The sequence below is a fragment of the Mycobacterium sp. Soil_C_30 genome (genome assembly GCF_057656995.1).
This window is the reverse complement of the sequence record NZ_JBDGJH010000014.1, coordinates 161,653-183,564: the sequence shown is the minus strand read 5'-3', so window position 1 is coordinate 183,564 and position 21,912 is coordinate 161,653. Positions and strand designations below refer to the sequence as shown.

17 protein-coding genes and 2 pseudogenes are annotated in these 21,912 nt (G+C 66.7%); 7 read left to right on the top strand and 12 right to left on the bottom strand.

The window, feature by feature from the left end:
• Positions 1-140: pseudogene (locus tag AC3A6P_RS24035) on the top strand (amidohydrolase family protein); the annotation flags it as partial.
• 51 nt (positions 141-191) lie between these two features.
• Here the strand turns inward: AC3A6P_RS24035 and AC3A6P_RS24030 are convergent.
• Positions 192-1,421: a cytochrome P450 gene (locus tag AC3A6P_RS24030; protein WP_487694379.1), complete on the bottom strand. Its 1,230-nt coding sequence runs from the start codon at positions 1,419-1,421 to the stop codon at positions 192-194.
• Between the two features lie 58 nt (positions 1,422-1,479).
• On the bottom strand, positions 1,480-2,478 hold the full coding sequence (locus AC3A6P_RS24025) for an LLM class F420-dependent oxidoreductase (protein ID WP_487694377.1): 999 nt from the start codon (positions 2,476-2,478) through the stop codon (positions 1,480-1,482).
• A gap of 68 nt (positions 2,479-2,546) precedes the next feature.
• Between AC3A6P_RS24025 and AC3A6P_RS24020 the strand changes: the two genes are divergently transcribed.
• Positions 2,547-4,034, top strand: a complete 1,488-nt coding sequence (locus tag AC3A6P_RS24020; RefSeq protein WP_487694375.1) for an acyl-CoA carboxylase subunit beta — start codon at positions 2,547-2,549, stop codon at positions 4,032-4,034.
• Here AC3A6P_RS24020 and AC3A6P_RS24015 read toward each other — a convergent pair whose 3' ends face one another.
• On the bottom strand, positions 4,035-5,303 hold the full coding sequence (locus tag AC3A6P_RS24015; RefSeq protein ID WP_487694374.1) for an HNH endonuclease signature motif containing protein: 1,269 nt from the start codon (positions 5,301-5,303) through the stop codon (positions 4,035-4,037).
• A gap of 51 nt (positions 5,304-5,354) precedes the next feature.
• Positions 5,355-6,584 carry an amidohydrolase family protein gene (locus AC3A6P_RS24010; RefSeq protein WP_487694373.1) on the bottom strand — a complete coding sequence of 410 codons (1,230 nt, stop codon included), beginning with the start codon at positions 6,582-6,584 and terminating at the stop codon, positions 5,355-5,357.
• A gap of 58 nt (positions 6,585-6,642) precedes the next feature.
• Here AC3A6P_RS24010 and AC3A6P_RS24005 point away from each other — a divergent pair, with 58 nt between their 5' ends.
• Positions 6,643-7,404 carry an SDR family NAD(P)-dependent oxidoreductase gene (locus tag AC3A6P_RS24005; protein ID WP_487694371.1) on the top strand — a complete coding sequence of 254 codons (762 nt, stop codon included), beginning with the start codon at positions 6,643-6,645 and terminating at the stop codon, positions 7,402-7,404.
• A gap of 18 nt (positions 7,405-7,422) precedes the next feature.
• Here AC3A6P_RS24005 and AC3A6P_RS24000 read toward each other — a convergent pair whose 3' ends face one another.
• Genes AC3A6P_RS24000 through AC3A6P_RS23990 form a run of 3 tightly spaced genes read right to left on the bottom strand, consistent with a single transcriptional unit; the run spans position 7,423 to position 9,760 of the window.
• Entirely contained in the window at positions 7,423-8,295 is an 873-nt protein-coding gene (locus AC3A6P_RS24000; protein ID WP_487694370.1) for an LLM class flavin-dependent oxidoreductase, read from the bottom strand.
• A 44-nt stretch (positions 8,296-8,339) separates the two neighbouring features.
• On the bottom strand, positions 8,340-9,386 hold the full coding sequence (locus AC3A6P_RS23995) for a TIGR03857 family LLM class F420-dependent oxidoreductase (protein WP_487694369.1): 1,047 nt from the start codon (positions 9,384-9,386) through the stop codon (positions 8,340-8,342).
• Positions 9,383-9,760 carry an ester cyclase gene (locus tag AC3A6P_RS23990; RefSeq protein WP_487694368.1) on the bottom strand — a complete coding sequence of 126 codons (378 nt, stop codon included), beginning with the start codon at positions 9,758-9,760 and terminating at the stop codon, positions 9,383-9,385. The genes AC3A6P_RS23995 and AC3A6P_RS23990 overlap by 4 nt, the downstream gene beginning before the upstream one ends.
• A gap of 65 nt (positions 9,761-9,825) precedes the next feature.
• Here AC3A6P_RS23990 and AC3A6P_RS23985 point away from each other — a divergent pair, with 65 nt between their 5' ends.
• Entirely contained in the window at positions 9,826-10,455 is a 630-nt protein-coding gene (locus tag AC3A6P_RS23985) for a TetR/AcrR family transcriptional regulator (protein ID WP_487694366.1), read from the top strand.
• On the opposite strand, the gene AC3A6P_RS23980 is transcribed toward AC3A6P_RS23985, so the two are convergent.
• Complete coding sequence (locus AC3A6P_RS23980) at positions 10,442-12,043, bottom strand: flavin-containing monooxygenase (RefSeq protein WP_487694365.1); 1,602 nt, start codon at positions 12,041-12,043, stop codon at positions 10,442-10,444. The two genes, AC3A6P_RS23985 and AC3A6P_RS23980, sit on opposite strands and share 14 nt — an antisense overlap.
• Positions 12,040-12,483 carry a nuclear transport factor 2 family protein gene (locus tag AC3A6P_RS23975; protein WP_487694364.1) on the bottom strand — a complete coding sequence of 148 codons (444 nt, stop codon included), beginning with the start codon at positions 12,481-12,483 and terminating at the stop codon, positions 12,040-12,042. The genes AC3A6P_RS23980 and AC3A6P_RS23975 overlap by 4 nt, the downstream gene beginning before the upstream one ends.
• Positions 12,484-12,572: 89 nt before the next feature.
• On the opposite strand from AC3A6P_RS23975, the gene AC3A6P_RS23970 reads away from it, so the two are divergent.
• The gene (locus tag AC3A6P_RS23970; protein WP_487694390.1) at positions 12,573-13,571 is read left to right on the top strand and encodes an aromatic ring-hydroxylating oxygenase subunit alpha; all 999 of its coding nucleotides are present in this window, start codon (positions 12,573-12,575) and stop codon (positions 13,569-13,571) included.
• Positions 13,568-14,164: pseudogene (locus AC3A6P_RS23965) on the top strand (cysteine hydrolase family protein). Before AC3A6P_RS23970 ends, AC3A6P_RS23965 begins: the two are co-directional and overlap by 4 nt.
• On the opposite strand, the gene malQ reads toward AC3A6P_RS23965, so the two are convergent.
• The 3 genes from malQ to AC3A6P_RS23950 form a co-directional block, all read right to left on the bottom strand.
• On the bottom strand, positions 14,111-16,141 hold the full coding sequence (malQ, locus tag AC3A6P_RS23960) for a 4-alpha-glucanotransferase (protein WP_487694363.1): 2,031 nt from the start codon (positions 16,139-16,141) through the stop codon (positions 14,111-14,113). The pseudogene AC3A6P_RS23965 and the gene malQ overlap by 54 nt on opposite strands.
• 93 nt (positions 16,142-16,234) lie before the next feature.
• Positions 16,235-17,440, bottom strand: coding sequence for a cytochrome P450 (locus AC3A6P_RS23955; RefSeq protein ID WP_487694361.1), 1,206 nt, complete (start codon positions 17,438-17,440; stop codon positions 16,235-16,237).
• A complete protein-coding gene (locus tag AC3A6P_RS23950; RefSeq protein WP_487694360.1) occupies positions 17,437-18,918 on the bottom strand; it encodes an aldehyde dehydrogenase family protein in 1,482 nt (493 codons plus the stop codon). Before AC3A6P_RS23950 ends, AC3A6P_RS23955 begins: the two co-directional genes overlap by 4 nt.
• A gap of 316 nt (positions 18,919-19,234) precedes the next feature.
• Between AC3A6P_RS23950 and AC3A6P_RS23945 the strand changes: the two genes are divergently transcribed.
• Positions 19,235-21,874, top strand: a complete 2,640-nt coding sequence (locus AC3A6P_RS23945; RefSeq protein WP_487694359.1) for a DUF8189 domain-containing protein — start codon at positions 19,235-19,237, stop codon at positions 21,872-21,874.
• Positions 21,875-21,912: the final 38 nt, after the last annotated feature.

Below are 21,912 nucleotides of genomic sequence, written 5' to 3'. Positions count from 1 at the left end.
CCACCGTCGGGGCGTTACGCAAAGCCGCCGAAGGACACGACGTCTCCATCCAAGCCCTGTCCCACCACCGCGACGGCCCCGCCACCAGCCCGGCTGACTGGGCCGCCCGCCTCGACGACGCCACCGCCGGCCAGCGATAGTCGGGATTTCGGCGCGCTCATAACCGCTGAGCGGTTATGAGCGCGCCGAAATCACCGTAGTGCGTAGCGGATCGGCAGGTGTTTGAGCCCGCCGACGAAGATCGTCGCCATGTGCTGCGGCGCGCCGGCCAACTCCACCGACTCCAGCCGCGGCAGCAAGGCGCTGAAGAAGCTGTTGACCTCCATCCGCGCCAGCGCGGCACCCAGACAGAAGTGCACGCCATACCCGAAAGAGATGTGCCTGTTGGGATCGCGGGCGATGTCGAACGTGAACGGCGCGTCGAAGACGTCCTCGTCGCGGTTGCCCGACACGTAGGACAGCAACACCGATTCGCCGGCACCGATGCGGACCTCGCCAATGTCGTAGTCGCGCTGCGCGGTTCGCATGAACTCCTTGACCGGTGTGGTCCATCGGATCATCTCTTCGACCGCCAACGGCATCAAGCTCATATCGGCTGTCAACCGCGCCAGCTGCTCCGGGTGTTCGACGAGGGCGTGCATGCCGCCTGCGATGCTGGCACTGGTGGTGTCGTGTCCGGCCGCGGCGATGATGGCGTAGTAGGACACGGTGTCGATGTCGGACAACGGTTCTCCGTTGATCCGGGCGTTGGCGATCGTCGACGCCAGGTCGTCGGTTGGGTGCTCACGGCGCGACGCGGTCAGTGCGGTGAAGTACTGGAACATCTCCAGCAGCGCTGTCATCTGCTCGCCCTCGTCACGTTTGAACTCGTCGTCGTCACTGCCGAACAGTTCCTGGGTGAGTTTGAGCATCAGCGGGAAATCGGCTTCGGGCACACCCAGTAGCGTCATGATCATGTACAGCGGATAGTTGACCGCCACCTGCTGCACGAAATCGCATTCCGGACCCTGGGACATCATGTGATCGACGAATCTCTCAGCCAGCTCGTCGGCACGGGCCTTCAAGGCGCGCATGGCCTTTGGCCGAAACCAGTTGGTGCCGATGGCCCGCAGGTCGCGGTGGTCGGGGTCGTCCATGTGAATGAGGGTGCGGATCCCGACACCCGCCTGCAGTTCGTCGTTCTTCCTGGTCACGAGCACCGGCCGGGGCGCGTTGGTGAAGACGTCGTTGGCGCGCTCGATCTCCATGATGTCGGCGTGTTTGGTGATCGCCCAGAACGGCGCATATTCGGGCACGTCCACCCGCGACACCGGCGCCGTGGCGCGCAGCTGCGCCAAACCGGCATGCAGCCGCGCCTCGTCGGTATAGGCCTGCGGGTCGGCCAGCATTGCCCCCGGTGATTCGATGGTTGGGTTGCTCATGACAGCTCCTCGCTTGCGGTTGACACGCCGCTCCCCGTGACCACAGCAGAAAAGTTCCTCATCGGCGCACCTCCGCAAGAATCTCGGCGACAACCTCATCTGGCAGTTCCGGGGCAAAGCTGGGCAGCACCCGGTCGATCACCCCGGCGCAGCGGTCCCGCAACCGCGCGGCGATCTCGTCGGATGGACCCACCACGGCGAACGCGTCGAGCACCTCGTCTGTGATCAGCTCCCCCATGCCGTCCCAGTCCCCGCGCCGCGACAGCCGGTGCAACTGCTCGTGCAGCTCACCCCAGCCGTGCAGATCCAGCACCCCGCGATACGCCGGGGTGGAACCGTAGAACGCGATCTGCTTGCGTACCGCCGCGGCCCCGGCGTCACCGACCACCACGAACACCGGGCAGGACACCTCCACGTCGTGGCGCCGCCGCCCGCTGGCCTCCAGTCCACGCGCCAACGCGGGCGTCGTCACCTCCAGCAGGTGGCGACGCGTGGTGAACGCGTGCGCCAGCAGACCGTCGGCCACCTCACCGCACACCGCTGTCATCACCGGACCGACCGCCGCCACAAAGACTTTGGGGTCGACGTGGCCGGATGGTTCAGGGGTGAACATCGGCGTCATCAGGGTGTGGGTGTAGAACTCACCACGGAAGTCCAACCGTGAACCCTGCCGCCACGAGGTCCAGATCGCCCGCACGGCAAGGACGAACTCACGCATGCGCCGGGCCGGGTGGCTCCACGGCATGGAGAACCGCCGTTCGATGTGCGGCCGGACCTGAGTGCCCAGCCCCAGCAGGAACCGGCCACCCGAGAACGCCTGCAGGTCCCAGGCCACGGTGGCCACCGTCATCGGGTTTCGGGCGAAGGCGGCGGCGATGCTGGTGCCCAGCTCGATGCGGGAGGTGTGTTCGGCGGCCAGCGCCAGCGGCAGGAACGGGTCGTGGTTGACCTCCCCCACCCAGCATCCGTCAGCGCCGTCGCGCTCCACTGCGGACGCGCTGTCCGCGACACGACCGAGGGGCCCCGGCAATCCGCGGTCGATCTTCAGCCGCGACATGTCGGAGACGCTACAGTAAGCAATTCAGTACGGTCAACGACGCGCCAAACTTCCACCAAAGGACTGAGATGACAAAGGTTCCGGATTGGCAGGAGACGCTCGATGATCTCGATCGGCGTCGCGACCGGACACTGGCGATGGGCGGTCCCGAACGGGTGGCCCGCCACCATGACACGGGCAAACTCGACGCCCGCGCCCGCATCGACCACCTGCTCGATGCCGGGACGTTCCGGGAGCTGGGCATGCAGGTGGGCGGGGACATCGCCGCCGACGGCATCGTGACCGGATCGGGCATGATCAACGGCGTGCCGGTGATGGTGGGCGCCGAAGACTTCACCACCCTGGCGGGAAGCATCGGTCCCGGCGGCAACGCGAAGCGTTACCGGATCGCCGAACTGGCGGTGCGCGACAAGATCCCCTTGGTGATGCTGTTGGAAGGTGCGGGTTTTCGTCCCACCGGCGGCCACTACGGCCGTACCCCCACCGATCTGCTGGCCCAGGCCCGCTGTTCGGGCAAGGTGCCGACGGTGGCGGGACTGTTGGGGCCGTCAGCGGGGCACGGCGCGCTCGTCGCTCCGGTGTGCGATTTCCGGATCATGACTCGGCAGGGAGCCATCTTCACGGCCGGACCACCGGTGGTGAAAGAGTCCACGGGCGAGGAGATCTCCAAAGAAGACCTGGGTGGCCCGGAGGTCGCCCTGCCCAGCGGTGTCATCCACAACGTCGCCGACGACGATGCGGCGCTACTGGACGACATCCGTAAATATCTGTCGTACTTCCCGCCCAGCGCCTGGTCCTATCCCCCGTCGTTACCGGCCTGCGGGCCGCGTCCCACCCCCGAACTACTCGACATCGTGTCCCGCGACAACCGACGGGTCTACGACATGCGCGCGGTGCTCGACGTGGTGTTCGACCGCCCCGACTGGTTCGAGGTCCAACCCAAGTACGGGCCCGCCATCATCTGCGCGCTGGCACATCTGGGCGGGCATCCCGTCGCCGTGGTGGCCAATCAGCCGAAGGTGCTGGCCGGTTCCATCGACGCCAATGCCGCGGACAAGGCCGCACATTTCATCATGGTCGCCGACTCTTTCCATCTACCGATCGTGTTCCTGGCCGACAATCCCGGCATGCTGCCGGGCAGCCGTTCCGAACGCAGCGGGGTGTTGCGCGCGGGTGGGCGGATGTTCGCCGCTCAGACCGCGGCGACCACGCTGAAACTGCATCTGACCCTGCGCAAGGCATACGGGTTCGGTTCGATGGTGATGTCGCTGTTGGGTTTTGACGATCAGGTGGCCACCTACGCCTATCCCGGCGCGACCATGGGCGCGATGAGCGCCGCGGCGCTGAGCAAGGCGTCCCATGCCGGTGAGGACCTGTCGGCCAAGCTGCGCGACGCGGAGTTGCAGGCGTCCTACCGGTCCGCCCAGAACCTCGGCTTCGATGAGCTGATCGACCCGCGCGAGACCCGAGACGCCCTGCTGTCGGCGCTCAGCCGCGGTCTCTACAGCCGCCAGTCCTCGCCGGAGCCGGTGAGTCGCACCGTCATTCTGCCGTAGCTAGTTGGCGGTGGAGGGTGGTGGTTGGTAGGGGGTGTACCACCACCAGTCGCAGCGTTCCCCGGTGGGCCCGGGTGGCGGTGGGACAACAGGTCGCGCTGTTGTGGGTGGTCGGGCCAGTGATCCTGCCGTCATCCGGCGGCCGGTGGCGTCGGTGACGACAAGCCGGTCGGCGGGTCCGGTGAGGGTGATGCGGCCGCGGTGATGCATGCGGTGGTGGAAAGGGCACGCCAGCACCAGATTCCACAGCTCGGTAGGGCCGCCGTCCTCCCAGTGCGTGAGGTGGTGAGCATGCAAGCCTCGGGTGGCGCCGCAGCCGGGCACCACGCAGGTGCCGTGGTCACGGCGCTCCAGTGCCCGGCGCAGTCGACGGCTGATCGTCCTCGTTTCACGACCCGACCCGATCGGTTGACCGTTGCGTTCGAACCACACCTCGCAGGTCGAATCACAGAGCAGGTAGCGGCGGTCGTAGTCGGACAGCAGCGGACCCAGATGCAAAGCCGCGAGACGGGATTCGACGTCCACGTGCACCACGACGGTGGTGCGATGCCCGTGCGGGCGGGCCGCCACGTCGGCATCCCAGCCGGCGCGCACCAGGCACATGAACCCGTCCACCGGGGTGGGGAACGGCGGAGTGGTTTCTGATTCGTCGGTGTGGTCGCGTTTCCAGTCTGCGACCAGCTTGTCCTGATGGGAACGTAGCGCGGCGTCGAACTCGGCAGCCTCCCCCGTCGGCAAGGTGATGTGCCACGTGGTGGAATCGTCGTCGGAAGTCTGGGTAAGCGACCGCGGGGCCTCCGGCTCCGGCTTGGGCTCGACTTCGGCGTCAGATTCAGGTGCCGGGCGGGGTTCCAACTTGATGGCTTTACGGAGTTGTTCGACGGTGGCGTACTTCGCGAACTGCGCGTAGTGCGCATCGGAGCCGTCACCGGCTTTGGTGGCGATGACACCGACCTGATCCAACGACAGCCACCCCTCCCGCATCGCCGTGGTGCATTGCGGCAACTCCTCGCTGCGCCGGGCGATGGTGGTGAGGGTCTTCGCGGTGTGCGGGGATACCCCGGTCTTGCACGCCACCAACGACTCGACCGAGCGGAAACCGGTGTTGCCCGCCAACCCATAACGGTCGATCTCGGCGACGATCTTCACGATCTCACCGTCGATCGCATTGCGCTGACCCGACAACTCCCCGAGCCTGTCGAACAACACCTCGAACCGCTGCTTGGGACTGATCCCAGCATCGGCGAAAGATGTTGCGGTGGTGGACATAACACTTATCCAAGCAGAGGGGTACGACAGAAGGCCCGCCCGCGAAGGCCCTCAACGAGAGGATTCAGCAAGCGGCGGCTGCAGCGCGGCAGGATCGGGGTTGGCGATAGGCAAGCCCATGAAGCGCCGCGCGTTGTCGCCCATGAAGTCGTAGGTGCGTCGAATGTCCATGCCTTCGGCGTACTTCCAGAATCCCCTGGGCTCGGCGAGCCCTTCCGGGTGCGGGTAGTCCGACCCGAACAGCACCCGGTCCCAGCCGACGGTCTCGACGACATCGGAGACGCAGCCCTCCCAGAACGGGCTCACCCAGATGTTGCGCCGGAACACCTCGTGCGGGTGTTCGGGGAAGTTCTGCGGCATCTTCTTGTAGAGGTCGGCGAAGTCATGGAACAGCGGGAAGATCCAGCTGCTGCCGTTCTCCACACTCGCGATGCGGAGTTTGGGGAAGCGGGTCAGTGTGCCGTGGCAGATCAGGCTGGTGATCATGTCGGAGATCTCGCGGTGCCCCAGCACCATCCAGCGGAAGGCGCTCTGCGCCATGAAGTTCTGGGTGTGCGGCGGCTCCCAGGTGTTCACGTAGTCACTCAGTGGCGGGTAGCTGGCGTGCAGCACGATCGGCAGGCCGGCCGCTTCGACGTCACGCCAGAACGGGTCGAACTCCGGTAACGCGGGTGAGCGCCAGCCGTGCAGGCCGTTGACGGGTCCGGGTTTGATCAAGGCCACGCGGGCGCCGTTGTCGAGGAGGTAGTCGAGTTCACGCTGCGCGGCGTCGACTTCCGAGAGGTTGATGATCGGTGTCGAGAACACCCGGTTCTGATAGGCGAAGGTCCAGTGCTCGGCCATCCACTGGTTCAGCGCGTGGATGATCGCCAGCGTCAGCGCGGGGTCGTCGGCCGACGAGTGCTCCACCAAGCTGGCCAGCGTCGGGTAGTTCAGCGCCTCGGTCACGCCCTGTCGGTCCAACTCCTTCACCCGTTCCTCGGGTGAGCGGGTGGCGGGCGGCGCGGCGATGGCCGGGCCTTGCATCTCCCGCAACGTCAGCCCTTCGACGTTCTCGCCGGCGAAGAATTTCTCGTGCGCACCGGGGGCGGCCACGCGCTCGAAGGTGGGGTTGGGGATGAAGTCGGTGACCCTGTTGTTGATGATGATCCGGGTCTGGCGACCGATCTGCGCATATTGCACGGCATGGCGGTAACGCTGTGGCAGGTACTTGGTCAGCGCGTCGACGGTCTCGTACATGTGCTGGTCGGCATCGAAGATCGGCGCGTCGATGAACTGCATATCGACAAGATACCCTTCCGGTAAGCCTTTCGATAGACGCCTGGGTTAGGGTGACGCCATGTCTGACAGGCTGGCCGGGAAGGTCATCGTCGTCGCAGGTGCGGGCGGAATCGGTGATGAGCTGACGCGTCGTTACGCCGCCGAGGGCGCGCGGGTGGTGGTCGGTGATCTGAACACCGAGCACGCGGCCGCACTGGCCGAGCAGATCAGCGCAGACGGGGCCGAGGTGGTGGGCACCCACCTCGACGGCGCCGATGATGACTCGGTAGCCGCCCTGGTGTCGCTGGCCATGTCGAAGTTCGGACAGCTCAACGGCTTCCACGCCAATTACGCCAACTTCGCCGACGGGTTGTCCACGGCCGGAGTGGATCTGCCGCTCGAGGATTTCGACGCGGTCATGTCCACCAACGCACGCGGGTACTTCCTGTGCTCACGGCATGCGGTGCCGGCGCTGGTGTCCTCGGGTGGCGGCTCGATGGTCTACACGTCGTCGGCGCAGGCCCACTCCGCCAGCCCGGTCCGGGTGGCCTACGGCATGAGCAAGGCAGCGGTGCACGCGCTGATGCGCACCGTCGCGGCCCGCTACGGATCGAAGATGGTGCGCGCCAACGTGATCGCGCCGGGGCTGATTCTGCACGAGAACCTGCCGGATCTGCCGGAGTCGGTGGCCGCCTCAGCCAAGGCCATGGCCGCCATCAAGCACCGCTTCGGTGAACCGGGGGACATCGCCGCCATGGGTGCATTCCTGATGTCCGACGATGCCGGCTTCATCACCGGTCAGGTGCTCGCCGTCGACGGCGGCGTGACCATGCGGCCCTAGAGGAGCATGCGAAGAGCGTCACTGGCGCCCCTGCTGAAGCAGCGGTTGAACGTGAGTGCCGACGAACTCGACGAACTCCTCGACGCGGACGTTGAGCGGCGGCTGCAACACCACCGTGTCGCTGCCGGCGTCGACCCACCGCCGCACGGCAGCAACGATTTCCGTGGCGCTTCCACTGGCGTGGATATCCGCGGACGCATCGAGATTCCAGCGTGCGATCTCCTGCTTGATCTGCTGCGCCGCATCAGAACCAATAGCGGACAGCACGTAGGTGATGATGGAATGCGGGCCGGCGGGGGCGATCTGACCGATCGCCTCGCGTACCTGATCCGGGGTGGTGCCCTGAGTCAGCACTGTGCCATTGGACAGTTCGCCGCTGAGCGCCAAGGTGCGCGGACCCACGGCTGCAGCGAGGATCTCGACATGCGTCGTCGGCGGCCAGTCCAGCGTCACGTCCTCGAGGGTCACGTACGTGCCGTGGAAGGTGACGGTCTCGCCACGCAGCAGTGCGCTCAAACAGGTCAGGTACTCCCGCATCAGCGTCATCGGTGAACTCACCTTGGCGCCCACCTGTTTCATCCAGTCCTGCACACCGTGGCCGAGGCCGATGCGCACCCGGCCGGGGAACGCCCGGTGCAGGGTCGCGATCTCCATCGCAGTCAGCGCCACGTTGCGCAGCGGCACCGGCAGCACGCCCACCCCGACCGTCAGGCGTTCACTGTTGGCCAACGCGATCGCGGCGCCGGAGACACCGCCGGCCAGGAAGCAGTCCTCCCACAGCCACAGCTCGTCGAGACCAGTGGTATCGGCGGCCCGTGCGGTCGCGCCGATCCCTTCCGGTGCGAACTGCGGCAGATACACACATCCGAGACGTACAGGTGAAGTGGCCAAGGGTCGCCGTCCGATCAGTGAGTGGGGTGAAAATGCGTCCGAGCTCAGCTGACCGTCGCCCGGTACTGCGCCACGATCGGGGCCAACTCGTCAGGGGTGGCGCCGTGCATGATCACCGCGTCGGCGCCGTAGTCGAACTCCTTGCGCACCCGGTCGACGCACTGCGCCGCGGTGCCGGTGGCCGACGGCTCCAGCCATTCGTCCGGGATCAACGTCGCGATGTGTTCGATCTGCCCGGCGGTGGCCTTGTGGTCGATGCCGCCGGCAATGGACTGCACCACGGTATCCTCACGAAACCGTTGCAGCACAGCAGGATCCCAGTTGTTGGTGCTCACCAGCAAATCGCCGTAGCCCTGCAGATAGGTGGCCAGACGGGCCACGGTCTTCTTCAGCCGCAACTCCTCGGGCAGGTGGTCGCCAACGGTGGCGAAACACGACCAGACCCGCACCTTGTCCGGATCGCGCCCGGCTTGCTCGGCGGCGTCCTTGACGGTCTTGACACTGCGCTGCAGCGTCTCGGGGGTGAAGTAGGTGTGCAGGATGACGTCGTCGAAAGCACGGCCACCGAGGGCCAGCGTCTGCGGCCCGAAGGCCACGATGGCCAACCGGATGTCCTCGTTGAAATCGGGATCCAGGAACAGCACCTGATACTTCCCGATGGGCCCGTCATGGTTGAAGATCAGCTCGCCCTGCCACAGTCGGCGCATCACGTGCGCGAAGTCCTCCATTTGCGCGGTGGTCACCGCCGGGACCCCGAAGGCCGAGTACATCGCGGCGATACCGCGCCCGATACCGAGGGTGAACCGGCCGCGGGACAGCCGGTGCATGGTGGTGGCCCAGGATCCGGTGATCAGGGGGTGTCGGGTGTTGTGATTGGTTGCCGCCGTGGCGATCTGCATGCGGCTGGTCACCGCACAGGCCGCACCCACCAGGGACGAGGCCTCCTTGACGTTCCACCGCTCCGAGATGAAGGCCGTTCCGAAACCCAGCGCTTCACCGTCGCGCGCCTCGTCCATCAGCGTGGCGGGCCCCTCTCCCCCGGCACCCGCCAGTAGGTAGTAGCCGAGTTCGTCGAGCACACGATCCGTCACGTCCAGACTCCTTGTTTGTACCCACAGTTGTAGACCTCGGCGATCTGTCCATCGACCACCCGGAACACCTCCATGCTGGCGATCGACGTTGGTGCGCCGTCCGGCGGAGTCATGGTGGACTCGTAGACGATGGTGACGTGCTCTCCGTCATCGCCGGCCACCACGACGTTGAGCGTGAATTGGATGTCGTCGAACGCCTGGCACAGGTCGACGATCCGCGCCACGGCCTGTGCGCGGGTCAAGACGTGCGACTCGCCGACCTCGTGCCGAATCACGTTGTCGGCGAACAATTCCGGGGCCAGTGCGAAGTCACGGCGGTTCCACACCTGCAGGTTGTACAGCTCCACAACCTCACGCGCCGAGCGTGACGTCATCGTTGGCCTCCCGGCAATGTGGCACTCGACCACCAAGTTAATTGTCGGCCGTTTAATATGCAAGGGTGCCCACTCCTGTCCGGGGGCTGACGCAACCAGAACGCGTCGAAACGTCGGCCCGTCGCCTGCTCGAGGCCGCCGCTGCGCTGATCGTCGAAAAAGGCTGGGAAGCAACAACGGCCGCCGAGATCAGCCGTCGCGCCGGTTACAGCAGGGCGATGGTGCACGCCAGATACGGCAGCAAGGACGCGATCCTCGAGGCCTTCCTGCACGAATACGTCAGCCGCCTCGACCCCGATCCCCACCCCGGGGCCACCGGGATGCAGCAGGTCCTCGCTCATTTCGACCGCATCCATGATCTCTACGTCACCGACCGCGAGGTACTGCGCGCGATGTTCGTGGCCACGTTCGAAGCCGTGAAGACCACCTCCCCGCTGCGCGATCGCGTGGCCGGGCATCTGCGTGAGGGTGCCGCCAAGGTCGAACACGCTCTCCGCGCCGGGATCTCCGACGGCTCCGTCCGCGGCGACATCGATGTCGCCGCAGTGGTGAACGACATCACCTCGGCGATGTTCGGGATCGGGTTCCAGTGGGTGGTGCTCACCGAGCATGACCTCGAAACCGCGCTGACCACGGCCCGCTCCCGGGTCATCAGGGAGTATGGACAACGGAAGCGGGGAACTAGGCCAATTTGAATCCGGTGTATCCGCCGTCGGCGATCTCGTCGCACCGGCGGCGGTATTCGGGAATGCCCGCGGTGTAGCCCATGTACATGCGTTTCTTCCCGGGAACATTGGCGCCGTTGTACCAGGAGTTGCAACTCGGGTGTACCAGCACGGTGGGCGCCACCAACGAGGCGGCGTGCTCCATCCACTCCCGTTGAGCGTCCGGCAGCGCCTCGATGGTCCGATATCCATGGACCCGTAGATAGTCGATACACCTGGTTATCCACTCGATGTGCTGCTCCAGTGCGGTGACGAAGTTCGTCGCTGCAGAAGGGCTTCCTGGCCCCTGCACGGTGAACAGATTGGGAAAGCCCGCGACGGCCAGGCCGAGATAGGACAGCGGGCCTTCGTCGGCCCAGAACTCCCTCAACGACAGCGCCTCTCGACCCCGGATGTCGATACGGGTCAATGCACCGGTCATCGCGTCGAATCCGGTTGCGTAGATGATGACGTCGAGTCCGAAGTGCCCCTGCGCGGTGCGGATACCGGTGGCCGTCACCTCCTCGATCCCGCCTTTGCGGAGGTCGACAAGGGTGACGTTGTGACGGTTGAAGGTCTGGTGGTAGCCCTGGTCGATGATGGGGCGCTTGCATCCGAACGGGTGGGTGGGCACCAGCGCCGCGGCGGTCTCGGGGTCCTCGACAAGCCGTGCGACCGCCTCACCGTACAACGCAGCGGCCATCCGGTTGGCTTCGATGTCGAAGAAGATGTCACCCCAGTTGAGCGCACCCAGGATCCCGCGCTCGTCGACGGCCCGCAGCTGGTCCTCGCGTGAGGCGGATTTGATCGGTGGGCTGACGAGCATGTCGAGCAGCACCGAGAACGCGCTCAGTCGCGCCGCCCCCACCGGGTGCTGCCGTTGCGCCGCCCGGATCGCGGCGTAGTCGGCCTTCATGGACTCCAGCTCACCAGGTGCGAAGGCCCGCACCGTCCAGGGCAGCGTGTAGGCCGGGGAACGCTGGAAGACGTACAGGTGCTCGGCTTCCCGCGCCACCACCGGGATCAGTTGCACGCCGGTGGATCCGGTGCCGATGACACCCACCCGCGTGCCACGCAGATCGACACCGTCGGGCCACCGGCTGGTGAACAACGACAAGCCCCCGAACGAGCCGATGCCCGCGATGTCGGGTTCCAGGGGCGCGGACAGGATGCCGGACGCGGCCACCACGAACTGCGCGGTGAAGGTCCGCCCCGTCTCGGTGCCGATGGTCCACGTGCCGTCACCGAACACCAACGACACGACGCGGGTGTTGAAGGTGATGTCGCGGCGCAGGTCCAGCCGGTCGGCGACGAAGTTCAGGTACGCCTCGATCTCAGGCTGGGCGGGCATGGTCTCGGTCCACACCCACTCCTGCTGGATCTCCTCGGAGAAGCTGTAGGAGTACTCGATGCTCTCGATATCGCAGCGGGCCCCCGGGTAGCGGTTGTGCAGCCACGTGCCACCGACACCTTCGGCGGCTTCGACGGCGATGACGCGCAGACCCGCCTCACGCAGTAGGTGCAGTGCGTACAGGCCGGAGAACCCTGCCCCGATCACCAGGACATCGAGTTCGGTCACGTGGGCCCCGTGAATCGGAGCAACGTCCGGGTCAGGTGCAGACTCGTGATCAACCAGGTGTCGGAGCGCTTTTCGTAGGTTTCGTGATAGTGGCCGGCGCCGTGCAGTTGGCTGCCGTTGCCGAAAACCAGCAGGTCCTCCATCGCCCAGATGCCGGTGGCGGTGGTCGGCGAGGTCAGCGCGAGCTCCGGGGTGTGGCAATGGTGCACGGTGGCGGCATCTTTGACGCCACCCCACACGACGGGCTCGAACTGCTCGAGCCCTGTCAGTGGCGGCATGGTCTGTGGGTCCTGTCCGCCGGTCGACACGGCAAGGTCGAGACGCACCACCACATCGGGGGCGAACAACGCCCGCCAGGCCTCGACGTCCTTGGTGTCCAGGTATCGGCAGTACCGGGCTTTGAGCACCCGCAACGCCTCCAACTCGTCTGGTGTTCTCACCCGGGAACCTCCAACCCCGCGTTACTGTCGAAACAGTTACTGTAATGTATTCCGTTGCCATCGGATCGCGGTTCGAGGAGGTCGGGGCGGTGAAGGTGCCATTCACCTGGAAGGTCACCGGGTGGTTCATGATCGGCTGGTCACCGGAGTTCCCGTCCGGCCAGACCCGGCCGCTGAAGTACTTCGGCGAAGACCTGGTCGCCTACCGCGACGAATCTGGAGAGTTGCATGTGATGGGGGCGCACTGCAAACACCTCGGCGCCCACCTGGGCCACGGCGGCACCGTGGTCGACGATTGTGTGGAGTGCCCCTTCCATGGCTGGCGCTGGGGCCCCGACGGCACCAATCGCCACATCCCGTACCAACCGGACCGGCCCAACCGGGGCCTGCATCTTCGGGTGTATCCCGTTGTAGAGCAACATGATTGCGTCTTCCTCTGGCATCAGCCCGACGGCAGGCCACCACAGTGGGAACTACCTGACATCTTCCTGAAGTTTCCGCAGTTCGAGACCGACCCCGACAAGTACTACCGGCCGTATCCTGAGTTTTCCCGGCTCGCGCAGAACGAGCCCGTCCACCCCCAGATCGTCGCCGAGAACGGCCCGGACAGTGCGCATTTCCGCTATGTGCACGGGGCGACCGTCACACCGGTCTGCCTGGACTGGTCAGTGGTGGACGAGGAGTGGCGGTTCCTGACTGGCTGGCCGGATGTGCGCAGCGACGACCCCGACCAGATGGCGCTGCGCATCCACAGTCATTTCTCCGGACTGGGCTTCGCGATGAGCGCGTTCGAGGGGTCGTCGAACCACCGGTTGATCTTCGCCTGCACACCGGTCGACGACCAGGTGTCCAACCTCTTTTACTCGATCTGGTGGCCACGGCAGGGCGGCGACCAGTCCGACGTCCCACCCGAGGAGGTTCGCGCCCGAGTGGAGAAGCAGTACCTGGTGACAGTGTGGGACGACCTGGACATCTGGCGCTACCAGAAGTACATCGAGCACCCGTCGCTGTCGAAGACAGACGCCAAACCGTATATGGCACTCCGGCAATGGGCCACCCAGTTCTACGAGGTTGCGGCGGTCACATGAATGTCGACCCCTCGTGCACCGCCGTCGTCACCCAGGAGTTGCAGGGTGCCGTCGTCGGCCGGGAGGCCGGCCTGCCCGCGCTCGCGGACGAGGCCCGCCGCCGCGCCCTGCCCAATATCGAACGCCTGTTACCCGTGGCGCGGCGGGCCGGCGCTCAAGTGGTCCACTGCCTGGTGCAGCGGCGACCTGATGGCAAAGGATCCAACACCAACGCCAAGCTGTTCGCCGTCGGGCGGCGTGGTGTTGCGATCACCCCGGGCACCTCGGGTGCGGCACTGCTCCCCCAATTTGGCCCGGAGACAGACGATCTGGTGTTACACCGGTGGCACGGCCTGGGGCCGATGGGCGGCACCGACCTGGACGCGATCCTGCGTAACCTCGGCGTGCGCACCATCGTGCCGGTGGGAGTATCACTGAACGTCGCGATCCCCAACCTGGTGATGGACGCGGTGAACGCCGCCTATCGTGTGGTGCTGCCGCGTGATGCCGTGGCCGGCGTGCCCGCCGACTAAGGCGAGGCCGTCATCGACAACACGCTGTCACTGCTGGCCGAGATCACCACCACCGCCGCCCTGGTCGCTGCCTGGCAGTGACGCCCGGAACGCGGCGATGACTTCGGCCACCCGGGAGTCGGCACGCAACTGCTCCAGCGTCTGCGGCAACGGGATCCGCCAGTTCGGATACTCATCGACGGTCCCCGGGAGGTTGGGCTGGCGCGGCTCGCCGATGACATCGTAGGGCGAGATCAGTTTCAGCCTGCTGGGCGTGGCCGCCAGGAACCGGTGCATCGCGGTGATGATCGCCGGATCGTCCGCTTCCGCCGTCAACAGGCCCTCGTCCTGCAGCAGCTGTACCCACTCGGCGCGCTCCTTGTCGGCGTTGGCCTGTTCGGCCGGTACATCGTCGAGCAGGCCCAGATCGGCACGCACCCGCACATGCCCACCCTGGAGAAACCCTGCGGCCGTGGGCAAGTCATGCGTGGACAGGCTGGCGGCAGCTCGCTCCGGCCATTTGGCCGACGCCAGCAGCGGCTCGCCGGGCACGGACTGGTCACGGGTGAACCAGGACACCGCGCAGCCGAGCATCCCGTTGTCGGCAAGCGCCGCGGTGACCTCCGGCTCGACGGTGCCCAGATCCTCCCCCACCACCGTGGCTTCGGCCCGGTGCGCTTCCAGCGCCAGGACCGCCAACATGGTGTCGGCGTCGTAGTACACGTAGGTGCCGCGCTCGGGGCCGTCGCCCGGGGGGACCCACCACAGCCGCCACAGTCCGGCGACATGATCGATCCGCAGGCCATCGGCATGTGCCAGCACGGCGCGCAACATGTCCCGCAGCGCGGCATACCCGGTGGTGGCCAGGCGGTCCGGGCGCCATGGCGGCAACCCCCAGTCCTGTCCTCGAGGGGTGAAGTTGTCCGGCGGCGCCCCGATGCTCACACCGGTGGCCAGCACGTCGGCCAGCGCCCACGCGTCGGCGCCGTCGGCATCCACGCCCACCGCGAGGTCGTGCAACACCCCCAGCGCCATGCCGGCATCGCGCGCGCTCTTGCGTACAGCCAGGAGCTGTTCGGCGCACTGCCGCTGCACCCACGCGTGGAATCCGACCCGGGGTGCCAGCTCACGGCGGGCGGCGGCCACGGCCGCCCCCGACACGTCACGCAGTTCCTCGGGCCAGCGACTCCACCGCCCACCGTGCCGCTCGGCCAGAGCGCAGTAGGTGGCCCAGTCCCGCAGGCCCGCCGAGGCGTTCGAGTCCGCGAGCACCGCGGGGCGGCCTTCTGCCCGCCACAGCAGTTCCAGCGCAGCGCGTTTGGCCGCCCACACCAGGTCGTGTTGGATGCGGTGGGTGCTCGCCGACACGCGCAGGGCGTCGACTTCCGCGCGGGTGTCCGGATCCGCACGACGGTAGGCGTCCAGGTCTTCGATACGCAGCGCCAGCGGATTGGCGAAGCGCCGGCTGGACGGGGTGTACGGGGACGGCTGCACGGGGTGGGTCGGTCCGGGCGCGTGCAGCGGGTTGAGCAGCACCGCGCCTGCGCCGTGCTCGGCAGCGGTCCAGTTGACGAATTCACGAAGATCACCGAGGTCACCGTGACCCCAGGAGCGCGCCGACCGCAACGCGTAGAGCTGCAGCATCCAGCCCCATGTCGGCGGCGAGGCCGGCACCTTCGGTGGGGCGACCACCAGGGTGGCCTCCTGGTCGTCGTGGGTCTGCAGGCGATACCAGCCCAGTGGGAGGTCCGCGGGTATCTCGTCGAGCACCTCGAGTTCGGTGCCGTCCTCATGGATCAGGACCCGCGCTCCCGGCACCCGCCTCGGTCGCCCGTCCGCCCGCACCGCGATCGTGGGAGGCACTGCGCCGACGCTCTTGCGCTGCGCCACCTCGGCAAGCTCACGGCGGCGGTCGCTGTCGGTGCCCGCCTCCACGTCCAGCAAACCGAGCACCCGGATCACGACGTCGGCGTCGACGTCCACCGGCTCCCGCCGCTCGTTCTGATAGGACGTGGCCACCCCGTGCGCGGCGGCAAGCCGGCGAAGATCGTCCGGGGCCGGTGTGGGTGCGGCTGTCACCGTGACCGCACAGCAGGAACGGTGGGCATACGTCGGTGCGAAGGAGCGAACACCTCGCTTCTATACCCGGGTGACACCGTCTCACACGGGTTGTCAGCGCAGCACGCGCACCGGCACGTTGCTCCAGCCGGCCACGTTCTGCATGTTCACCCTCCGGCAGCCCGCCCAGTCCACCTCGTAGCGCGGCATGAAGTCCAGCAACTTGTCCAGTGCGATGGCACTTTCCATCCGTGCCAGCGCTGCGCCCAGGCAACTGTGGATGCCGTAGCCCAGCCCGAGATTCTGCGCCTGGGTGCGGTCCCGGTCGATATCGAAGCGATCGGGATCGGTCCACGCCTCGGGATCGCGGTTGGCCGAACCGCCCACCAGGAACACCGGCTTGCCCGCCGGAATCGTCACACCGTGCAGTGTGGCCTCCCGCAGCGAGCAGCGCACGTTGTACTGCGCGGGGGCCTCGTAGCGCAACAGTTCCTCGACGGCCAGCGGGATCTTGGTGCGGTCGTCGCGCAGTTTCTGCCACTGGTCGGGGAACTGCGCGAACACCACCGCGGCATTGCCCAGCAGTTTGGTCACCGTCTCGGCGCCCGCCCCACCGAGCAGCGTCGCGAACTCGGTGATCTCGACATTGCTCAACGGCTCCATCTCACCGTTGTCCCGTTCGATCTCGGCGGTGATCAGCTTGCTCAGCAGATCGTCGCCGAGTTCACCCCGACGCTGTTTCGTCAGTTTGTAGTAATAGACGGCCATCTCGACGGCGGACTGCAGGCCTGCCTCGGACATCTCCACCTGTCCGGAGTCGCGGTGCAGCAGGTCGTCGATCCACAGCCGGATCCGCTGACTGTCCCCGTCGGGCACGCCTTGCATGGTGGTGATCACCTCGACCGGGAACAGCGCCGAGAAGTCCTGAACCACGTCGAATCCGTCCGGGTCGACGGCCGCGAGGTACTTGTCGATCAGCGCGGCCACCATCGGCCGTTGCGCCTGGATGGCGCGCGGGGTGAACACCTTGTTCAGCAGGCTGCGCATGTGCCGATGACGGGGCGGGTCCATCGCGATGATCGAACCATGCTCTGTCACATGACCTTTGCGCACCTGCGCCAGGTCAACGCCGCGGGCCGACGAGTAGGTGCTGAAGTCTTTGAAGGCGGCAGCGACATCCCGGTGCCGGGTCAGGGCGTAGAAGTCGTACTGCCGGCTGTAATAGACCGGCGCCTCGGCGCGCATCCGGCGGTACGTCTCGTAGGGTCCGTTGAAGAAGTCCTCCGAGAACGGATCGAACACCACTGTCGAGACTGTCATCGCCGCCCTTTCAGGCGGCGGTGGGTCCTCGCCCGCGCCAGCCGCAGCGTCATATCGGCATACAGTTTCACCGGCCTGCCGAACGGTGGCGCGGCGTGGGCCGTGAGGCTGAAGGGCAGATCCGATCCCACCACCGAGCGGTGATGACTGAACGCGTCGAAGCCCGCCTTGCCGTGGTAGGCCCCCATGCCGCTGCGTCCGACACCACCGAACGGCGCCGCCGACGGGATCATCTGCGCGGCAAAGTCATTGCGCGCTACACCGCCGCTTCGCGAGTTCTGGACGAACCGGCGGAACTCCTGGCCGTCGGGTCCGAACCAGTAGGCCACCAGCGGCGAGGGCCGGTCGTTGACGTACTCGATCACCTCGGTCAGCGCGGAGTAGGTCTTCACCTCCAGTACCGGGCCGAAGATCTCCTCCTCGGCGATGCGCATCGACGGGTCGACACCCCGAACCAGGGTGGGTGCGATCTTGCGGCCGGCCCGGTCCGGCAGCAGTTCACCGTCGGGTTCCACGGCGTCGACGGTGGCGCCTTGGGCGCGCGCGTCGTCGAGGAGGCCGAGCACCCGGTCGTAGTTGGCGTCGTCGACGCTCGAGCAGTAGTCGGTATTGGTCACGACCGTCGGGAACATCGCCGCCCACGTCTGCTTCACCACGTCGACGAACACCTCGGCCCGGTCGGCGGGGACGAACACGTAATCCGGGCAGACGCAGACCTGTCCGCCGTTGACCATCCGGGCCGCCGCGATGCGTGCCGCCGCCGTCGCAACATCGGCGTCGGGCGCCACCACCACCGGGTTCTTGCCGCCCAGCTCCAGGGTGACGGGCACCAGGTTCTGTGCGGCAGCCCGCTGGACCAGTGCACCGATGGACGGGGAACCGGTGAAGAAGAGGTGGTCGAACGCGGTCGTGGCGAAGGCCGCTGCCACCTCACGTCCGCCGGTGGTGACGTGCAGCTCCGCCGGGTCGAAGTACGTCGGCGCCAGCTCACTCATCAGCCGCCCGGTATGCCCGGTGATCTCCGACATCTTGATCATCACCCGGTTTCCGGCCGCGAACGCCGCCGCGGCGGGCAGCACCACGAGGTTCAGCGGGAAGTTCCACGGCCCGATGATGCCCACCACGCCCAGCGGAGTGGGTTCGACGTCCGCGCGCAGCCCGGCCAGACGCGCGGCACGCAGCAGCTTCTGTGGCCGCATCCACTGCGCCACATGTGATCTGGTGTATTCGATCACCGGGATCATTCCCACCACTTCGGTGAACAACGACGCCGCGCGCGAGCGGGTGCCGAAGTCGGTGGCCATGGCATCGGCGAAGGCGTCGGTGTTGTCCAGGACTAGCGCCAGCAGACGGTCGATGCGGTGGCGCCGGGTGGCGGCCTCGGGTGGGCCGTCGGTGAGGAAAGCCCGCCGCTGCAACTCGAGGACCCGCCGCAGCGCGGCGCCAGGATCGACCAGGGTGGCCTCCCCGACACTCATGGCCGACTCCCCAAGTTCACACGGCAACTCCACAGCCATACTGTAACGCTAACAGTAGCGTGGACGGCAGCGTTGGCCAAACGCGGCGTGGTCAGCAGGCCCACCTCGAGATCGAGTAGGGAACTACGCGAGTCGACGCGCTCCTGGATCGGGACACTCGGTGTGTCACGACCGCCGGCGTGATCAGGCGCAAGAGATTTCGCGGTGTTCAGCCGCGTCAGCGATGAGTGTCAGTGGCTGCGGCGCAGCAACGAAAGCGCACTCGCGCCTTGCGCGTGAACAACCAGAACACCGAATCGCCAAGGAGGCGATTGCCATGACGAAGCGCGACAGCACGCCAGATTCCGAAGCTCCCGCATCGGAGATGCCGTTGCCCGGTTCGTTCGACAGCCATGTAGATACAGGCGACATGCCCACTCCGTCCATGATGGACGCGACGCAGGACGATGACATGCCCCGGCCCGGCCGCGGGCAGCGGTCGATGAAAACGACCGGTGAGCCCGGTGATTCCGCCGTCCCGTCCATGGCGCCTCCGACGACCATGGCGGGCAACGGGCAAAGACCCGGGCAGCCCCGATTCGGTCCGCCAGGTGGCACGGCCGCCGCGCACCCGTCCTATCGGCCAGGTGTCATCGAGGTGCAATTCCGGGAAGGAGTGAGTCCGCAGATCGGTCCCGCCGACGCCGAGACCCCCTCGATCCGGAGCGCTGACGAGGGCCGGCTCGACGAGATGAACCAGATCCTGCGCCGGCACGGTCTCCTGCAGGCCGAACCGACGTTCTTGACTTCGCCCGATGAAGCGTCGGCGGCACAGGCCGTGGCACGGCAACAGGGTATCGACGCACCCCATCTCGGCCATTTCATGACGTTGCACTTCCCGGACCACACGGACACCCGTGCGATCGCCGCCCAGCTCGCCGCCTTGCCCGAGGTGGAGCGGGCAGTGCCGGTACCCGTCGCTCTGCCCCCGACGGTCACCGCCGAGACGTCCATGACGGGAGCGCTGACCGCACCGCCGGTCGCCACTCCGTTGACCGAACCCTTGATCGGCAACAGCGGTCAGGTGGTCGTCGATCCCAACACCGGTCTGGAGAATCAGTGGTATCTGTTCCGGTGTGGCGTGAACAATGCCTGGGCACGATCCACCGCCAAGGACGTCGTGGTTGCCGACATCGACTGGGGTTACCGCACATCCCATCAGGACCTAGCAGGCAAGGTGGAACGCACCTACAACGCATTCGACGGCACCACCGATGTCACACACGGCCCCAGCATCTTTCACGGAACAGGTGTGCTCGGGCACACCGGCGCCGCGGTGAATGACGCCGGCATGGCGGGGGTGGGTTTCGAGGCTCCGCTGTGGGCCATCCAATCCGACTCCGGCACGGGCGCCAGCCTCGGAGGCGAACCGTGGGCACGGGGTATCGACTGGGTACGCACCACCGACAGCGGAGGTCGCCGCAAGGTCGTCATACTCGAAGTCCAGACCGGAGCATTCGGGAACTACGAACAGGTTCCCTCGGTCAACGCGGCAATCAGGACCGCCATCGCTGCCGGCGTCGTGGTCTGTGTCGCGGCAGGAAACGGCGACCGCGACGCGGGCGTGGACGACTCCGGAAACGCGATCCCGGAGACGGGCTCGATTCTGGTGGGTGCGACCGCCTATCACGACACCGAGAACAAACGCGCGTGGTTCAGCAACTACGGCCCGCGGATCGTCGTCGCCGCACCCGGCGACGGTGATCATGATCTGACCTGCGACTCTGCTTCAGATCAGGCTTATTCCAACAGTTTCGGCGGTACCTCGGGCGCAACTCCCAAGGTGGCCGGTGTGGCAGCGTTGATGCTGGCGGCCAACCCCGGTCTGAGTCCCGCCGAAATCCGGCGGATCCTGAATGTCACCGGGACACCGCTCACCGAGGATCCCGGTAAACCGGTCGGCACATTTCTCGACGCCGGCGCGGCGGTGCGGCAGGCGGCTGCCGGAGCGGTCAGCCGGCTGGAAGTATTTGCCCGCGGCGCGGACAAAGCGCTGTGGCACAGGTGGCAGACCGCGCCGAACAACGGCTGGTCCGGCTGGGAATCCCTCGGCGGCTGGATCGACCGACTCGCCGTGGGCCGCAACGGGGACGGCAGAATCGAAGCGTTCGCCCGCGGCGCCGACAGTGCCGTCTGGCACACCTGGCAGACCTCCCCAGGCGGAAGCTGGTCCGGCTGGGAATCCCTCGGCGGCTGGATCGACCTGATCGACATCGGCCACAACGCCGACGGCCGGCTCGAGATCTTCGCGCGTGGAGCGGACAAAGCACTCTGGCACAACTGGCAGACCACCGCAGGCGGCTGGTCGGGGTGGCAATCCCTCGGCGGCTGGATCGACCGACTCACCGTGGAACGCAATGAGGACGGCCGGCTGGAAGTCTTCGCCCGCGGCGCCGACGGTGCCGTCTGGCACAACTGGCAGACCTCCCCAGGCGGAAGCTGGTCCGGCTGGCAGTCCCTCGGGGGCTGGATCGACCTGATCGACATCGGCCACAACGCCGACGGCCGGCTCGAAATCTTCGCGCGTGGAGCGGACAAAGCACTCTGGCACAACTGGCAGACCACCGCAGGCGGCTGGTCGGGGTGGCAATCCCTCGGCGGCTGGATCGACCGACTCGCCGTGGGCCGCAACGAGGACGGCCGAATCGAAGCGTTCGCCCGCGGCGCCGACGGCGCCGTCTGGCACACCTGGCAAGCCTCCGCAAACGGAAGCTGGTCCGGCTGGCAATCCCGCGGTGGCTGGATCGATCAGCTGAAGGTCAGCCAGAACAACGACGGACGGATCGAGGTGTTCGGCCGCGGTGCCGACGGCGCGGTATGGCACACCTGGCAGACCGCGCCCAACAACGGCTGGTCCGGTTGGGCATCCCTGGGGGGCTGGATCGACTTGATGGACATCGGACAGAACGCGCTCTGAGATGTGTTGCGGCACGTAGGGGCAGGGCGTCCAGGCCC

Coding starts and splice junctions, on each gene's coding strand:
- AC3A6P_RS24030 (WP_487694379.1), bottom strand. CDS start 1,421: ATGAGCAACCCAACCATCGAATCACCGGGGGCAATGCTGGCCGACCCG.
- AC3A6P_RS24025 (WP_487694377.1), bottom strand. CDS start 2,478: ATGTCGCGGCTGAAGATCGACCGCGGATTGCCGGGGCCCCTCGGTCGT.
- AC3A6P_RS24020 (WP_487694375.1), top strand. CDS start 2,547: ATGACAAAGGTTCCGGATTGGCAGGAGACGCTCGATGATCTCGATCGG.
- AC3A6P_RS24015 (WP_487694374.1), bottom strand. CDS start 5,303: ATGTCCACCACCGCAACATCTTTCGCCGATGCTGGGATCAGTCCCAAG.
- AC3A6P_RS24010 (WP_487694373.1), bottom strand. CDS start 6,584: ATGCAGTTCATCGACGCGCCGATCTTCGATGCCGACCAGCACATGTAC.
- AC3A6P_RS24005 (WP_487694371.1), top strand. CDS start 6,643: ATGTCTGACAGGCTGGCCGGGAAGGTCATCGTCGTCGCAGGTGCGGGC.
- AC3A6P_RS23990 (WP_487694368.1), bottom strand. CDS start 9,760: ATGACGTCACGCTCGGCGCGTGAGGTTGTGGAGCTGTACAACCTGCAG.
- AC3A6P_RS23955 (WP_487694361.1), bottom strand. CDS start 17,440: ATGACAGTCTCGACAGTGGTGTTCGATCCGTTCTCGGAGGACTTCTTC.
- AC3A6P_RS23950 (WP_487694360.1), bottom strand. CDS start 18,918: ATGAGTGTCGGGGAGGCCACCCTGGTCGATCCTGGCGCCGCGCTGCGG.
- AC3A6P_RS23945 (WP_487694359.1), top strand. CDS start 19,235: ATGACGAAGCGCGACAGCACGCCAGATTCCGAAGCTCCCGCATCGGAG.